This window comes from Micromonospora sp. NPDC005710, assembly GCF_040630995.1.
In the GTDB taxonomy this organism is placed as follows: domain Bacteria; phylum Actinomycetota; class Actinomycetes; order Mycobacteriales; family Micromonosporaceae; genus Micromonospora.
The window spans coordinates 303,110-318,110 of sequence record NZ_JBEXYP010000005.1; the positions used below are offsets into that span (position 1 = coordinate 303,110).

15 protein-coding genes are annotated in these 15,001 nt (G+C 71.1%); 7 read left to right on the plus strand and 8 right to left on the minus strand.

What is annotated here, in order from left to right; translation table 11 throughout:
• Positions 1-52 precede the first annotated feature (52 nt).
• Positions 53-1,360, minus strand: coding sequence for a serine/threonine-protein kinase (locus tag ABZ406_RS09555; RefSeq protein WP_357757969.1), 1,308 nt, complete (start codon positions 1,358-1,360; stop codon positions 53-55).
• A 175-nt stretch (positions 1,361-1,535) separates the two neighbouring features.
• On the opposite strand from ABZ406_RS09555, the gene ABZ406_RS09560 reads away from it, so the two are divergent.
• From ABZ406_RS09560 to ABZ406_RS09590, 7 genes are all read left to right on the plus strand, one after another.
• Positions 1,536-1,919 (plus strand): VOC family protein, encoded by a 384-nt coding sequence (locus ABZ406_RS09560; protein WP_357757972.1) that lies wholly within the window; start codon positions 1,536-1,538, stop codon positions 1,917-1,919.
• 76 nt (positions 1,920-1,995) lie between these two features.
• Positions 1,996-2,661 carry a GntR family transcriptional regulator gene (locus ABZ406_RS09565; protein WP_357757975.1) on the plus strand — a complete coding sequence of 222 codons (666 nt, stop codon included), beginning with the start codon at positions 1,996-1,998 and terminating at the stop codon, positions 2,659-2,661.
• Positions 2,662-2,765: 104 nt separating this feature from the next.
• Entirely contained in the window at positions 2,766-4,556 is a 1,791-nt protein-coding gene (gene atzF / locus ABZ406_RS09570) for an allophanate hydrolase (protein WP_357757979.1), read from the plus strand.
• A gap of 37 nt (positions 4,557-4,593) precedes the next feature.
• Complete coding sequence (locus ABZ406_RS09575) at positions 4,594-5,283, plus strand: isochorismatase family cysteine hydrolase (RefSeq protein ID WP_357757982.1); 690 nt, start codon at positions 4,594-4,596, stop codon at positions 5,281-5,283.
• Between the two features lie 10 nt (positions 5,284-5,293).
• Positions 5,294-5,986, plus strand: a complete 693-nt coding sequence (locus ABZ406_RS09580; RefSeq protein WP_357757985.1) for a cysteine hydrolase — start codon at positions 5,294-5,296, stop codon at positions 5,984-5,986.
• A gap of 12 nt (positions 5,987-5,998) precedes the next feature.
• Positions 5,999-7,627, plus strand: a complete 1,629-nt coding sequence (locus ABZ406_RS09585; RefSeq protein ID WP_357757988.1) for a regulator — start codon at positions 5,999-6,001, stop codon at positions 7,625-7,627.
• A gap of 83 nt (positions 7,628-7,710) precedes the next feature.
• Positions 7,711-8,088, plus strand: coding sequence for an AtzH-like domain-containing protein (locus tag ABZ406_RS09590; RefSeq protein ID WP_357757991.1), 378 nt, complete (start codon positions 7,711-7,713; stop codon positions 8,086-8,088).
• A gap of 62 nt (positions 8,089-8,150) precedes the next feature.
• Here ABZ406_RS09590 and ABZ406_RS09595 read toward each other — a convergent pair whose 3' ends face one another.
• The 7 genes from ABZ406_RS09595 to ABZ406_RS09625 form a co-directional block, all read right to left on the minus strand.
• Positions 8,151-9,452, minus strand: coding sequence for an RICIN domain-containing protein (locus ABZ406_RS09595; protein ID WP_357758183.1), 1,302 nt, complete (start codon positions 9,450-9,452; stop codon positions 8,151-8,153).
• A gap of 110 nt (positions 9,453-9,562) precedes the next feature.
• Complete coding sequence (locus ABZ406_RS09600; protein ID WP_357757994.1) at positions 9,563-10,924, minus strand: ricin-type beta-trefoil lectin domain protein; 1,362 nt, start codon at positions 10,922-10,924, stop codon at positions 9,563-9,565.
• A gap of 373 nt (positions 10,925-11,297) precedes the next feature.
• Positions 11,298-11,846, minus strand: a complete 549-nt coding sequence (locus tag ABZ406_RS09605; RefSeq protein WP_357757997.1) for a DM13 domain-containing protein — start codon at positions 11,844-11,846, stop codon at positions 11,298-11,300.
• A 57-nt stretch (positions 11,847-11,903) separates the two neighbouring features.
• On the minus strand, positions 11,904-12,743 hold the full coding sequence (locus ABZ406_RS09610) for an S-methyl-5'-thioadenosine phosphorylase (protein ID WP_357757999.1): 840 nt from the start codon (positions 12,741-12,743) through the stop codon (positions 11,904-11,906).
• Positions 12,744-12,787: 44 nt separating this feature from the next.
• Positions 12,788-13,213: a hypothetical protein gene (locus ABZ406_RS09615; RefSeq protein ID WP_357758002.1), complete on the minus strand. Its 426-nt coding sequence runs from the start codon at positions 13,211-13,213 to the stop codon at positions 12,788-12,790.
• Complete coding sequence (locus ABZ406_RS09620) at positions 13,210-14,364, minus strand: molybdopterin-dependent oxidoreductase (RefSeq protein WP_357758005.1); 1,155 nt, start codon at positions 14,362-14,364, stop codon at positions 13,210-13,212. Before ABZ406_RS09620 ends, ABZ406_RS09615 begins: the two co-directional genes overlap by 4 nt.
• The gene (locus tag ABZ406_RS09625; protein WP_357758185.1) at positions 14,361-14,975 is read right to left on the minus strand and encodes a methyltransferase domain-containing protein; all 615 of its coding nucleotides are present in this window, start codon (positions 14,973-14,975) and stop codon (positions 14,361-14,363) included. Before ABZ406_RS09625 ends, ABZ406_RS09620 begins: the two co-directional genes overlap by 4 nt.
• Positions 14,976-15,001: the final 26 nt, after the last annotated feature.

A 15,001-nucleotide genomic window follows, 5' to 3' on the forward strand; every position in this document is an offset into this window, starting at 1 on the left:
AGTCAACCTATCGATGCGGCGCCAGCCGTCGACCCCGACCCCGGTGCGTCGGTCACCAGTGCTCGGATCGCCTCCCGACAGCCGTCGCGACGAGCAGCCGAACCAGGTAGACCACGACGAAGGCGACAGCCCCGACCGCGGCGGCCGGAACGACAGCGCTGGACGCGACGTAGCCGGTGGCCGCGCCGACCGCACCGAGGAAGAGCGCGGTCGAGATGCCCCAGGCGTCAGGGGCCTCCCGACGCAGCCGCCGCAGAACGCCGTCGCCGCCGGCACCGCCGGCAGGCTGCGTCATCGGGGCGTGCGCGGGCTGCGTCCGGTCCGGTAGGTGCGTCGGCTGTGTGTGCGCCGGCTCCGGTGGCCGGGCCTGGGTCGGCACCGTCGGCCGGGTCGGCGTCTGCGGCGGCGTCCAGCCCGGCTGCGGTGCCGTCGGCGTGACCTGGGGGAGCTGTGGGTTCGGCGTGGGTGCGCCGGCGGTCTCGTTGCCGACCTCCAGCAGGCTTTCCCGACGGAGCGGCTCGGCGACCCTGCCGTCCTGCCGGAGCAGTCGCACCAGTACGCGCTCGGCGGCCGGCCGGTCGGTCGGATCCTTGGCCAGGCACTCCCGGATCAGCTCGTCCAGAACGGGAGGCAACGCCGGCAGGTCGGGTGGATCGTTCAGCACCCGGTGCATCACGGCGAACAGCGAATCGTTTCCGAACGGCGGCCGACCACCGGCGGCGAACGCGATCGTCGCCGCCCAGGCGAAGACGTCGCACGGCGGGCCGATCTCGTCGTTGCGGAACCGCTCCGGCGCCATGTACGCGGTGGTCCCCATGACCCGGCTGGAGGCCGTTTCGGTGACGCCCAGGGCCCGGGCGATGCCGAAGTCGATCACCCGAGGGCCGTCCTCGCCCAACACCACGTTGTCCGGCTTCAGATCGCAGTGCACCACCCCGGCGCTGTGGATCGCGGCGAGTGCGGTGACGGTGCCGACCGCGAGCCGGTGCAGGGCGTTACCGGTCACCGGGCCGCGTTCGCGGACGTGCCGGTGCAGGGTCAGGCCCTCGATGAACTCACTGACCACGTAGGGCCGCTCGCCGTCCACCTCGGCGAAGAGCACCTGCGCGGTGCAGAACGGCGCGACCCGGCGCGCGGCGGCGATCTCCTTGACGAACTGTGAGCGCGCCCGTGGATCACTCAGGTCGACGTTCACCATCTTGACCGCGACCCGGTCACCGGCGTCGTCCTCACCGAGGTAGACGACGCCCTGCCCGCCCGCGCCGAGCCGGCCGACCAGCCGATAGGGGCCGGCGGTCACCGGATCGTGCGTCCACAGCTTCGCCAACCCTGGCACCGGCGGGCCGGCCAGCTCTGACATCCCGACTCCATACGTGTCGTGCCCGGCCACCGGCGGCTCAGGGCACGGCCATCGTGCCATGTCGACCACCGGTCGCCGAGGACACACGCCATGGGCCGAGGCATTGCGGCGCGACCGCAATCATTGCCCCGGTCCGGTCGGTGACAGGTGGTCACCGCTGACGTACGTTGGCCCGGTGGCCACCTTCTGGACCGTGGGATGCGATGCCGAGGATCCCCAGCGGGTCGCTGACTTCTGGGCGTTGGCCCTCGGCTATGTGAAGGAGCCCGGCTTCGACGAGCCCGACAACGCGTCGATAGTCGACCCGGACGGCAGGGGCCCGGCCATCGGCTTCCTCAAGGTCCCCGAGGGAAAGTCCGCCAAGAACCGCATGCACATCGACATCCGGGTGGCCGGTCCGGGCTCGACGGACGTGGTCGAGCGCGCCCGCTTGATCCGGCAGAGGGTGCCCGATCTGGTCGCCGCCGGCGCGACTGTGGTCCGCGAGGAGTGGTACGGCGACGTCCTCGGGCACGTCGTCATGCAGGACCCCGAGGGCAACGAGTTCTGCGTGGCGTGACCTCCGTCGAGCCGCCGCCGCCGACGGAGGACGCGCACACGTCTGTCGTTCGGAGGCAGGTGGCAGACTCATCGGCGTGGACGACGTGGCCGCATCGACGGTGGATGGTGAGCTGGAGAGCGTGAGCCTGGTGGACCTCGCCGTCTCTCGGCTGACCCGGGAAATCCTCAGCGGCAAGAGCGACCCGGGTGAGCGCCTGGTGGAGGAGCAGTTGACCCGGCGGCTGGGGATCAGCCGGGCTCCGTTGCGGGAGGCCCTGCGGTTGTTGGCCCAGCAGGGGCTGGTCGAGCACGTGCCGCGGCGTGGAGTCCGGGTGGCAACCCTGTCGGACCGCGATGTCCGGGAGCTGTACGAGCTGCGTGACGTGCTGGAACGCTTCTCGGTGCGGGCGGGGATCCCGGTCGGCCGGGATGGTGACCTCGCCGGGTTGCGCGCGACACTCGACCAGCTGCGGGAGGCGACCCGGGCCGGCGACCGGATGGCTGTCGCCGAGTCGCACCGGGAGTTCCACGTCGCGCTCGTGGCGCTCGCCGGCAACCGGCAACTCTCCGCCGTGTACGGGTCGATCCTGGTGAAACTTCAGCTGTACATGGCGATCAACCTGCGCCGGGAGGCGGAGTTGGCGCAGCCACTGGACGGGGTCCACCGGCATGAGCGGCTGTTCGAGGCGGTCGCCGGGGGAGACCCGGAGGAGGTGCTCACCGTGCTCTCCGGGCACGGTGCGCGTTCGTACCTCGGCTAGCGGGGGGCAGCCGCAGGCCGGGGGCACCCGCCGTCATGTCGTCGTTACGTGCCGGATGGTTTGCCGTAACAGAACTGTCGACAATCGACTGTATGCCAGAGCGGATGAGGTCCATTGCGGAGCTTCGGTCGGCGTATCGGGCGGGTGACCTGACCCCGACGGACCAGGTTGAACGCGTCCTGGATGGGCTTGCTGGGCATGACCACGGACCGGTCTGGATCAGCACCGTCCCGGCCGACCGGCTGCGGGAGCGCGCCGAATCGCTCACCCGCCACGGTGATCCCGCGCTGCCGCTGTACGGGATCCCGTTCGCCGTCAAGGACAACATCGACGTGGCAGGCATGGTCACCACGGCGGGCTGCCCCGACTTCGGGTACGAGGCCGTCGAGGACGCGCCGGTGGTGCGACGGCTCCTCGACGCCGGCGCGCTGCTGGTCGGCAAGACCAACCTCGACCAGTTCGCCACCGGCCTGACCGGTGCCCGCTCGCCGTACGGCAGTTGCCAGAGTGTGTTCGGCGGCGGCCTGATCTCCGGGGGATCCAGCTCCGGCTCGGCGGTCGCGGTGGCCGCCGGCCAGGTCAGCTTCGCCCTGGGCACGGACACCGCCGGCTCCGGGCGGGTGCCGGCGGCGCTCAACGGAATAGTCGGCCTCAAACCCACCAGGGGTCTGCTCAGCACGGCCGGAGTGGTCCCCGCCTGCCGCTCGCTGGACTGCGTGTCGATCTTCGCCCCCGACGTGGCCGGCGCACTCGACGTGCTGCACGCCGCCCGTGCCGTCACAGCGGCCGACCCCTGGGGGCGTCCGTTCCCCGCCGAGCGGGTCATGCCCCGCCCGCCGGGGACACTCCGCCTCGGCGTGCCCCGGACGGAAGACCTGGAGTTCTTCGGCGACACCGGTCAGGAGACCCGCTTCGCCGCGGGCGTGGAACGGCTACGCACCTTCGTCGGCTCTCCACGGTCGGTGCCGCTCGGTGCCTTCTTCGAGGCCGGCGACCTGCTCTACCGGGGGCCCTGGGTGGCCGAGCGGCTCGTCGCCCTGGGCGGCTTCCTGCGTTCACACCCCGAGTCGGTTCTCCCGGTCACGCGGACCGTGCTGGAGACCGGTTGGCGCTACGACGCGATCGACGCCTTCCGGGGCCAGCACCGCCTACGCGAACTGCGAGCACAGGTCGACCAGCTCTGGCAGGACATCGACGTGCTCGTGGTACCCACCGTCGGCACCACCTTCACGCTCGACGAGATCGCCGAGGACCCGATCGGGCGGAACGCGATTCTGGGCCGCTACACCCAGTTCGCGAACCTGCTCGACCTGGCCGCGGTGACCGTGCCCAACGGGTTCACCAGCTCCGGGCGCCCGGCGAGCCTGACCCTGGTCGGCCCGGCGTTCAGTGACAGCACACTGGCCCGGCTGGCCGCCACCCTCACCGAGGGCAGCGCGCCGACCGGCGTGGTCGAGGCCGGCCCACCGCCGCTGCAACGCTCGGCGGAACTGCTCGTCGCCGTGGTCGGCCGGCACCTGAGCGGCGAATCCCGCAACGGCGAGCTGCTCGGCCAGGGCGCGGTCCTCGCCGGCACCGCCCGCACCGCACCGCTGTACCGGCTCTACCGGATGGACACCCCCGATGGCGAGGGACTACCCGGCCTGGTCCGGATCGGACCGGACGGGTCGGCCGGCCACCCGATCGAGGTCGAGCTGTGGCGGCTGCCCAGCGCCGCGCTCGGTGGCCTGCTGGCCGGCGTGCCGGCACCCCTCTCACTCGGCTGGGTCCGGCTGCACGACGGGCGCGACGTGCTCGGTTTCCTCTGCGAGGCGTACGCGGCGGGCCCGCCGGCCGAGGACATCAGCGCCAGCGGCGGGTGGCGGGCCTACCGCCGTTCGGCGGCCCGGCGCTGACACGTCAGCACCACCGATCACGACAGGAGGCGAAAGGATGGGCAGCATCGGGCCGGTACCGGCCAACCCCTACCCGTGGCCCTACGACGGCGCGGCGGACACCGCGCGTACCGCACTGCTCTGCATCGACTGGCAGACCGACTTCTGCGGACCGGGCGGCTACGTCGACGCGATGGGTTACGACATCGGCCTCACCCGGGCCGGCCTGCCGGCCACCGCCCGGCTGCTGGCGCACGCACGATCGCTCGGGATGCTCGTCGTGCACACCCGGGAGGGACACGACCCGCAACTGTCGGACCTGCCGGCGAACAAGCGGTGGCGTTCGGCGCGCATCGGCGCCGAGATCGGCGCCGACGGCCCGGCCGGCCGGATCCTGGTCCGGGGCGAGCCGGGCTGGGAGATCGTGCCCGAGGTTGCCCCGGTGGCCGGCGAGGTGATCATCGACAAGCCGGGCAAGGGCGCGTTCTACGCCACCAATCTCGACCTGGTCCTGCGGACCCGGGGCATCACCCACCTGATCCTCACCGGCATCACCACCGACGTCTGCGTGCACACCACGATGCGCGAGGCGAACGACCGGGGGTACGAGTGCCTGATCCTCTCCGACTGCACCGGCGCCACCGACAAGGCCAACCACGAGGCCGCCCTGCACATGGTCACCATGCAGGGCGGCGTCTTCGGCTGCGTCACCACCTCCGACGACGTCATCGCCGCCACAGCCCCGTGAGGTGCACACCATGCTGACCATCGCCGCCGCCCGGCCGGGCCCGTACTCCTTCGACCCCTCGACCACGGCGCTGCTCGTCATCGACATGCAGCGCGACTTCCTGGAGCCCGGCGGGTTCGGTGAGAGCCTGGGCAACGACGTCGGCCAGTTGCGCCGCACCATCGCACCGCTCGCGGCGCTGCTGGCCGACGCCCGCGCCGTCGGCCTGAGCGTCCTGCACACCCGCGAGGGACACCTGCCGGACCTGTCCGACTGCCCGCCGGCCAAGCTCAGCCGCGGCGCGCCGAGCAGACGGATCGGCGACCCCGGCCCCAAGGGCCGCATCCTGATCCGTGGCGAGTACGGCCACGACATCATCGACGAGCTGACGCCGCTGCCCGACGAGCCGGTCATCGACAAACCCGGCAAGGGCGCCTTCCACGCCACCGACCTGGACGTCCTGCTCACCGAGCGGGGCATCCGCAGCCTCCTGGTCACCGGGGTCACCACCGAAGTGTGCGTGCACACCACCGTCCGGGAGGCCAACGACCGCGGGTACGAGTGCCTCGTGCTCGCCGACTGCGTCGGGTCCTACTTCCCCGATTTCCACCGGGTCGGACTCGACATGATCGCCGCCCAGGGCGGCATCTTCGGCTGGGTCGCCGACTCGGAGCAGGTCCGCGCCGCGCTGCCCACCACCCCCGTGTTGCAGTCCTCCTCCTGACCGGGAGCAGCCATGACCTCGACCACACCCACAGTCGTCCCGCTCCCGTACTGGGTCCGCGGCGACACCAACGCGTTCTTCGGCTTCGGCGTCAACGTCCTGGTCAACGTGCTCACCCTGACCGGGCTCTGCCTCGCCGTGGTGAACCTCCCCGAGGGGGAGGTGTTCGGCACCATCCTGCCGGCGCTCGGCATCGCCCTGGTCGCCGGGAACATCTACTACACGTACCTGGCCCGCCGGCTGGCCCGACGGGAGAACCGCACCGACGTGACGGCTCTGCCGTACGGGCCGAGCGTGCCGCACATGTTCATCGTCATCTTCGTCATCATGCTCCCCATCTACCTGCGCACCCAGGATCCCGTACGGGCCTGGGAGGCCGGGCTGGCGTGGGCCTTCATCATCGGCGTGATCGTGCTGATCGGCGCGTTCGTCGGGCCGTACATCCGCCGGTACGCGCCCCGGGCCGCGCTGCTGGGCACCCTTGCCGGCATCTCCATCACGTTCATCTCGATGAACCCGGCCGGGCAGATGTGGCGGATGGCCTGGGTCGCGCTACCTGTCTTCGCGTTGCTGCTGATCGGTCTGCTGACCGACGTCAGGTTGCCGTTCAACTTCCCGATCGGGCTCGCCGCGCTGCTGCTCGGCACCGCGATCGGTTGGGCCGGTGGGGCGATGTCGGTGCCGGACGTCACGGCCGCGGCCCGGGACATCGCCATCGCCGTCCCCTCGTTCAAGCTGGACCTGCTCTTCACCGGGCTGGCCGACATGGCGCCCCTGCTGGCGACGGCGATCCCACTCGGTGTCTACAACTTCACCGAGGGCATGACGAACGTGGAGAGCGCGGCCACCGCCGGTGACAACTACAACCTGCGCAGCGTGCTGCTCGCCGACGGCGCGGGCGCGGTGATCGGGGCGGCACTCGGCTCGCCGTTCCCACCGGCCGTCTATGTCGGGCACCCGGGTTGGAAGGCCGCCGGTGGACGCAGCGGCTATTCGATGGCGACCGGTGTGGTGATCGCGTTGCTCTGCTTCTTCGGCATGTTCGGGCTGCTCGGCGCGATCTTCCCAACCGCGGCGATCGTGCCGATTCTGCTCTACATCGGGTTGCTGATCGGGGCGCAGGCGTTCCAGGCGACCCCCAGGGCGCACGCCGCGGCCGTGGTCGCCGCGCTGATCCCGAACATCGCGGCCTGGGCGACCGGGCAGATCGACAACACTCTGGCGGCGGCCGGCACCACCGCGGCGGCGGTCGGCAACGATGCGCTCAACGGCGCCGGCGTGATCTATGACGGGCTGCTGGTGCTGGGTCAGGGTGCGATCCTCGCCGGTCTGGTGCTCGGCGCGGTAGTGGTCTTCATCATCGACAAGCGGTTCGTGCGGGCCGCGATCTTCGCCGGTTCCGGCGCGGTGCTGTCGTTCATCGGGTTGATCCACGGCGAGCGGATCGAGTGGAACGCCAACGGCCAGGTGGCGCTCGGCTACCTGTTCGTCGCGGTGATCTGTGTGGTCTTCGCGCTGGGCCGCCCGACGCCCCGCGAGCCCGACCCGGACGAGGCCGGACTGGACGGAGAGCCCGGCCGGGCCGAGCCCGCCACCGACCGGTCGGCCGTCGAGCCGCGGACGTCGGCGCTGAGCGGCTGAGCCGGCGGGCCGGTGCGGGGACATCACCGAACCCGACCGGGGCTGGCAGTTCCCTGACCGAACGGATCGAAGGGACGTACCGCATGGAGATCGACCGGACGGACGTGGTCGCCGAGGTGGCGGCGGCCTTCGCCGACTACGAGCGGGCGCTCGCCGACGGCGACGCCGACCTGATCTGCGGGTACTTCTGGGATTCCGAGCGGACCGTGCGGTTCGGCCTCGCCGACCACCAGTACGGGCTGGAGGAGCAGCGCAAGTGGCGCGCCGCGCAGCCACCGCTACCGGCCGGCCGGCAGCTCGTCGACACGATCGTCACCGCGTTCGGCCCGGACCTGGCGGTCGTGACAACCCGATTCGGGGACGCCGGCACCGCCGCCACCGGTCGGCAGACCCAGACCTGGGTACGCCTGCCCGTCGGCTGGCGGATCGTCACCGCGCACGTCTCCGCCTCCGCCGCCTGACGGCGACGCGCCGCCCGGGACCGGACCCGGGCGGCGCGTCTGCGACCTGACGGTGCGTGGTACTAGTTGCGCCTGCTCCACTGCTGGTTGGCGCCGCCGTGGCAGGCCCAGAGGTGAAGTTGCGTGCCGTTGGCGGTGCCGGAGGCGACGGCGTCGAGGCACAACCCCGACTGGGCCGAGGTGATCGTGCCGTTGGAGTTCAGGTTCCACTGTTGGTTGGCCTGGCCGTTGCAGTCCCAGATGATGACCGCGGTGCCGTTGCTGCTGCCCGCCCCGCTGGCGTCCAGACACTTGTTGCCGTAGACGGTCAGGGTGCGGTTGGCGGTGTAGGTCCAACGCTGGTTGGTGCCACCGTGACAGTCCCACAGTTGCGGCCGGGCGCCGTTCGTCGTGCTCGAGTTGGGAACGTCGATGCACCGGTTGGCCGGGCTGCTGGCGATCAGACCGTTCTGCTGGCCGGGCGGCGGGGTCGTCGGTGGGGTCGTCGGCGGGGGAGTGGTGGGCGGCACGGTGGACCCGAACTGGGCGAAGAAGTTCCACACCTCCTGCTTGACCCAGCTCCGGGCGCCGCTCTCGCAGCCGGCGCACCCGTCGACCGGGCCCTGCTGGTGGCCTCCGTCGAACGCCGCCCAGAGCACCGGGTAGCCGGACCGGCAGCCCGCGTAGGCGGTGGTGATGTGGGTCAGGCTGCCCGCCCTCGGCTCGGGTGGGCTCTGCGCGGCGCATCCGTTGTTCTGGACGAACCTGTCGCGCAGCGAGCGTCCGCTGGGGATGTTGTCGTTGATGCCGTGAATTCCCAGATACGCCACCGGTTGGGTGCCGCCGCTGCATCCGCTGATCGCCCCCGGCGCCGCGATTGCCGCTACCGCGCGGAACACCGTCGGCCGGGAACACGCCAGCGAGTAGCTCATCGCCCCGCCGTAGCTGAACCCGACCGAGAACCGTTGTGTCGTGTCGACACAGAGGGCGTTGTCGATCACGCGGATCATGTCGTCGGTGAAGGTCACGTCCTCACCGTTGGAGTTGCCCCAACCGTTGTTGAGGCCCTGCGGGGCGACGAAGATGGTGGTGTTGTTCGCCTGCGAGAGCATGCCGTAGTAGGCCCACGGGGCTCCGTCGCTTCCGCCGGACGCGACCTGACCGGCGGTGCCACCCAACCAGTGGAACCCGAAGGCCAGCCGGTGGGCGTAGGTGTTGTTGTAGCTGTCCGGCAGTCGAAGGATGAAGCTGCGACTCTTCCCGCTGCTCTGGATGGTGTGGGTGCCGCTGCTCAGCCCTGGTGCCTTGCCGCAGCCGGCGGTGGTGGCAGCGGCCGCCGGCGCGACGGTCGTGACGACGTACAGGGCGGCGGCGACCAGCGCCATGACCGCCATGGCTGCCACCAGCCAGGGGGCGGGGAGTCTACGAAGCGGCACTGCTGAACCTCCGTGGTGGTGGGGCGTCCGTGGGGTCGGTCCGGAGAACCTCGCGGGGTTCAACTCCGGCTCCATCGTTGGTTGGCCGCGCCGGTGCAGTCCCAGATCTGGACGCGCGTGCCGTTGGCAGTGCCGTTGCCGACCAGGTCCAGGCACCGGCCCGAGCCGACTCCGGTGATCGAGCCGTCGGTGTTGAGCCGCCACTTCTGGTTGGACTGACCGTTGCAGTCCCAAATGATCACCGAGCTGCCGTTGGCGGTGCCGGCACCGTTGACGTCGAGGCACTTGCTGCCGAAGACGCGCAGCTCCTGGGCGGAGGTCGCCGTCCAGTTCTGGTTGCTCTGGCCGTGGCAGTCCCAGATGATCGCCGCGGCGCCGTTGGTCTGCGACGCGCCGTTGACGTCGAGGCACCGTCCGGCCGACGTGCTGCGCAGCACCGACGTGCCGCTCGGCGGCGGGGTGGTCGGTGGCGGCGTCGTCGGTGGGTTGGTCGGGTCGGTGCTGCCGAACTGGGTGAAGAACTTCCACACCTCACCCTTGGTCCACGTCCTGGCACCGCTGTCCCCGCCGCCGTCGACCGGGCCGGGGGTGTGCCCGCCGTCGAAGGCGGCCCAGACCACCGGGTAGCCGGCCCGGCAACCCGAGTAGGTGGTGGTGATGTGGGTCAGGCTGCCCGCCCTCGGCTCGGGTGGGCTCTGTGCCGTGCACCCGTTGTTGCGGACGAACGTGTCGCGCAGGGACCGTCCGGCGGAGACGTTGAGCACCGGGTCCCCGATGCCGTGGATCCCCATGTACGCGACCGGCTGGGTGCCGCCGCCGCACCCGCTGAGCTGCCCGCCGGAGTAGACGGCGACGGCGCGGAAGACAGTCGGCCGGGAGCAGGCAAGTGAGTAGCTCATGCCGCCGCCGTAGCTGAAGCCGAGCGCGAAGCGTTGCGTGGTGTCGACACACAGGTCCGCCTCGATCAGGCTGATCATGTTGTCGACGAAGGTGACGTCCTGGCCACCGGGGTTGGCCCAGCCGTTGCCGTTGCCCTGGGGGGCGACGAAGATCGTGCTGTTGTTCGCCTGTTGCCGTAGCCCGTAGTAGGACCAGGCGGCCCCGTCGGCGCCACCGCCGTCGACGTCGTTGGCGGTGCCGCCGTTCCAGTGGAACCCGAAGATCAGCCGGTAGGCGTGGTTCCGGTCGTAGTTGTCGGGGATTCTCAGGATGAAACTACGATTCTGGCCGCTGCTCTGGATGGACCGTTGGCCGCTGGTCAACGTGGGTGCCTTGCCGCACCCGGCGGTCACCGCGGCCGCGCCGACGGGCGCGGCCGACGCGGTGGTGCTCACGCCACCGGCCAGTGCCGCCGCGCTCACTGTCACGACGACGGCAGCCGCCGTCGCGAGAAGACCAAGGATGGGTCTACGTCTTGTCATGAAGGGGCTCCCGCCACTCGGCACGAACTGGGTTGAAAGGGGTCCACGGCAACCCGCACACCGTCACGGCGCGTCGGTGCGGGCGACCTTTCACGACCACGTTCGCCGTGAGCGATCCCCGGAAGACGCGACGTGTCGACGGCGCCCGGCCGGCTCGTCGGCGCGAGTTTCCGCCACTGGTCTCGCCGCCCACGCAGGACCAGTTCGTCGTTGAATCGACGGTGGCCACACCGTGTGCCCGAACACCACGTGACCGTTCGACAATCGGTGCCGAAACACCTGGTTCGGCGTCGAATCGATTCGCCCCGACGCTAGGTCGGATAACGAAATATGTCAATGCCGTGTCCGGCAGGTTGCGACAGGGACGACCCGGTCAGGCGCTCGTGAGGTCCGCCGCGCCGAAGGAGACAGCGAATCGTTTGCACCAGATGGAGACGCTCCGGAAGTCGCCGGGGTCCACCGACGTCGGTAGCTCGTACACCTGGTTGCCCCTGTTGCCCTTGAGCCTGGCCAGTTCGACCCATTCGCCGTCATCGAACACCCGCCACCCGGCCGTACCCCGGACGACCGGCTGGTCGGTCAGCCACACCCGCAGGTCCGGACCGTTCGACGTGTCCAGGTCCCGCAGGACGAGCTGGTGACTTCCGTCGGCGAGCCGGTGAATCTCGGCACTGCCCGTCGTCCGGTGCTCATGGGTGACGAACTCGCCGGCGCTCAGGATCTCGTCCGCCGCCGGGGTCGGGCTCGCGGACACCGGGGCCGGCGTGACCGGCGTCGTCGCGACGCGGGGAACCGTCTCGTCGACGTAGGTGTCGGTGAACAGCTTCCACGGCTGGAACCAGTACAACGCCAGCAGTGACACCACGACGGCGCAGGCGAGGCCGGCCCGGACCACCGGCGACCGGAACAGTCGTTCTCCCATCACCGCAGCGTACGGTCGCGGTCCCCGTCGAACCGGCCGCGAATCCTTTCCGAACCCTTACGACGTCGTTCCGGCCAGCACCTGACCGCACGGGCAGGCTACCTGCTCCGTCGGCAACGCCGTCACCGCGTCGCCGAGCAGGAGACGCAGGCGATCGATGTTGCGGGCGAAGACCGTGAACACCTCCTGCTGGGTCACGCCGTGACCGACCTCGACACCCGAGTCGAGGTCGGTCACCAGGGACAGCGCGGTGTAACACAGTGCCAGCTCACGGGCCAGCACCGCTTCCGGGTGGCCGGTCATGCCGACGACCGACCAGCCCTCCCGGCCGTACCACATCGACTCGGCGCGGGTGGAGAATCGGGGCCCTTCGATGACGACCATGGTCCCGCCGTCGACCGGCTGCCAACCGGCCGAACGGGCGGCGTCGAGGACAGTGGCCCGTCCGACCGGGCAGTACGGGTCGGCGAAGGGCACGTGGAACACCTTGGGGACCTGCCCGTCCGCGCCCGCCTCGCCGTCGTGGTAGGTCTGCGCGCGGCCACTGGTCCGGTCGATCAGTTGGTCCGGTACGACAAGGGTCCCGGGCCCCAGATCCGGTTGCAGGCCGCCCACCGCACCCGGTGCGAGCACCTGGCCGACGCCGAGCTCACGCAGCGCCCACAGGTTGGCCCGGTAGTTGATGCGATGTGGGGCAAGGGTGTGCCGGCGCCCGTGGCGGGGCAGGAACACCACCGGCCGCCCGGCGAGACTCCCGACGGACAGCGCGTCACTCGGCGGCCCGTACGGTGTGTCGACGGTGACCTCGGCGACGTCGTCGAGAAACTCGTAGAAGCCCGATCCGCCGATCACACCGATCGGCGGTCGGTCGGTCGCGCCGATGTCTCCTGCTGACATGGGTACCCCTTCTGGGCGACTGGTGGAGAACGGGTGGGGCCGACTCACCGACTGTCGGTTCGTCGGTTCGCGGCGCGCCGCTCGACAGTGGTGGCGACGACAAAGACGACCACGATCACGGCCCAGAGGACAGCCAGCCCGACGGTGAGGCCCAGCGGGTAGTCGCGGTCCGGCAGGCCCGGGTTCGCAGGCGCCGAGGGCGGTCGCCACAACAGAGGGACCGCGATCAGCAGCAACGTGGCGCTGGCCGCCATACCCGCGGCGATCCAGGCCAGGCGTGCGCGGTTCGTCACCAGCCGACCCAGCGCGAGTCCGACCAGGCCGACAAGCGGCGCCACCACGAGGTCGTGCAGCACCGGGCCGCCGATCAGCCACGGCAGTGTGGTGCCGAGCTGCGGGAGGAGCAGCCAGCCGCCGTACGCGGTGATCGCGACCCCGAGCACGAGCAGGAGCAGTCGGACGGCTCTCACCGCAGCACCTCCAGCCGGGCCACCCACTTGGTCTGCAGGACGCCCGGCCGGCTCGGAGCAATGAGTCGGCAGGGATATCCGTGATCGGGGGACAGCTCATCGCCATTGATCCGCAGGGCGAGCAGGGTCAGCGGGTCGCGGGCATGGGCCGGCGGGAGTGTGCTGGCCGCGTACAGGCCGTCGGCCTCCAGTGAGGTGACCCGGACCGGTCGGCCGATCGGTGCGCCGGCCCGTCGGAGCAGGTCGACGACGGGCACGCCGGTCCAGTGCGCCGAGGCGCTCCAGCCCTCGACGCAGGCGATCGGCAACTCCGCCGTCCGTTGCGGCAGGGCCGCCAGGTCGGCCAGGGACAGGGTGTCGCGTCCGCCCGGCCAGACGATCTCCAATCGCCAGCCCGGCGGTACGACGACACGCGCGGCAGCAGCCGTACGGTTGATCGGAACGCCCTGCGGCCCGGACGCGGAACGCCACGCCAGGGGCGACACCCGACGGAGCCACGGCACGGTGACCCCGGCGGTGGCCAGCACGGCGACGCCGGCCACACCCGCCGAGGTACGCAGGAACGCACGTCGCTGCGCGTCGGGCCCCGGTGCCGCGGCCCGCACCGCGCTCCCGCGTCGCAGTGGCGTGCCCAGCGCCGCCCAGGCGACCGGCACCTTCACCGCGACGTGCAGCAGCATCGCCCCCACCACCAGCCAGGCGACCGCGTAGTGCGCCCTCGGGAAGAAGAACCCCCACGGGTACGACTGGGCGACATTGAACAGTCCCGTGACCAGTTCGAAGAACGCGGCGCTGACCAGCACCAGAACGGAGATCCGTTCGAGGGCGTGGGCGGACAACCGGATCGGCTGGCGCAGCGGCGGGCGGACAAACAGCCGGGGATAGACGCTCCACATCTTCGCCAGCAGCAACGGGATCGCCGCGACACCGGAGAGCACGTGGACGCCCTGGGTGATGCGGTACAGGTTCACCGGTCGGGTCGGCCAGGTGAACCAACCCGGAGGGTGCTGAAGGTAGTGGCTGAGCAGCCCGGTGCCGAAACACAGGCCGAACGCCACCCCGAGCCACAGACCCAGCCGGGCGGTGACCAGCGGTGAGTGCGAGGGCGCGGTGAAATCCTCGGGGGCGGGCAGGCGTGGTCGGCGGATCACGAGCGCACCAACTCGGCGAACCAGCGTGGACCGAACCGGAAACGGTCGCCGACGCGCAGGCCGGCGGCATCGGCGATGCCTGCCACCGCCTCCGCACCGACCCGCGCCCAGCGAAACGCCGGTCCCCGCCGATGCCGGTCGCCCGACGATCCGGACTGGACGAACGCCTGCCCCTGCCACTGCCCGGCCCCCGGCGGTTCCACCTCGACCACGAGCGTCCCGTCGGCCGCGATCAGGGCTCCGCACCGGCGCAGGAGTCGGACCGGGTCGCCGCCGATGCCGATGTTGCCGTCGATGAGCAGGGCGTGCGCCCACCTGCCCTCGCCGGGAAGTGGGTCGAAGACGTCGCGTCGCAGGGCGACGACCCCCCGGTCCTGGGTCAGGCGCACCGCCTCGGCGCAGATGTCCACTCCCAGTGCGACGAGGCCGCGCTGGGCGAGTGCCCGAGTCAACCGGCCGGGGCCGCAGCCGAGATCGATAGTCGGCCCGGTGCAGCGGGCGGCGACGGACTCGATCGCCGGCTCGGGCGGGCCGTGCCACCGCCGTACCGGCAGCAGGTCACGTCGCCCGTCGGCGTGCACCAACCAGTGCTCGGGTGGGGCGGCGGGCATCGGGCCGCCCGGCGTGCCCCCCAGGT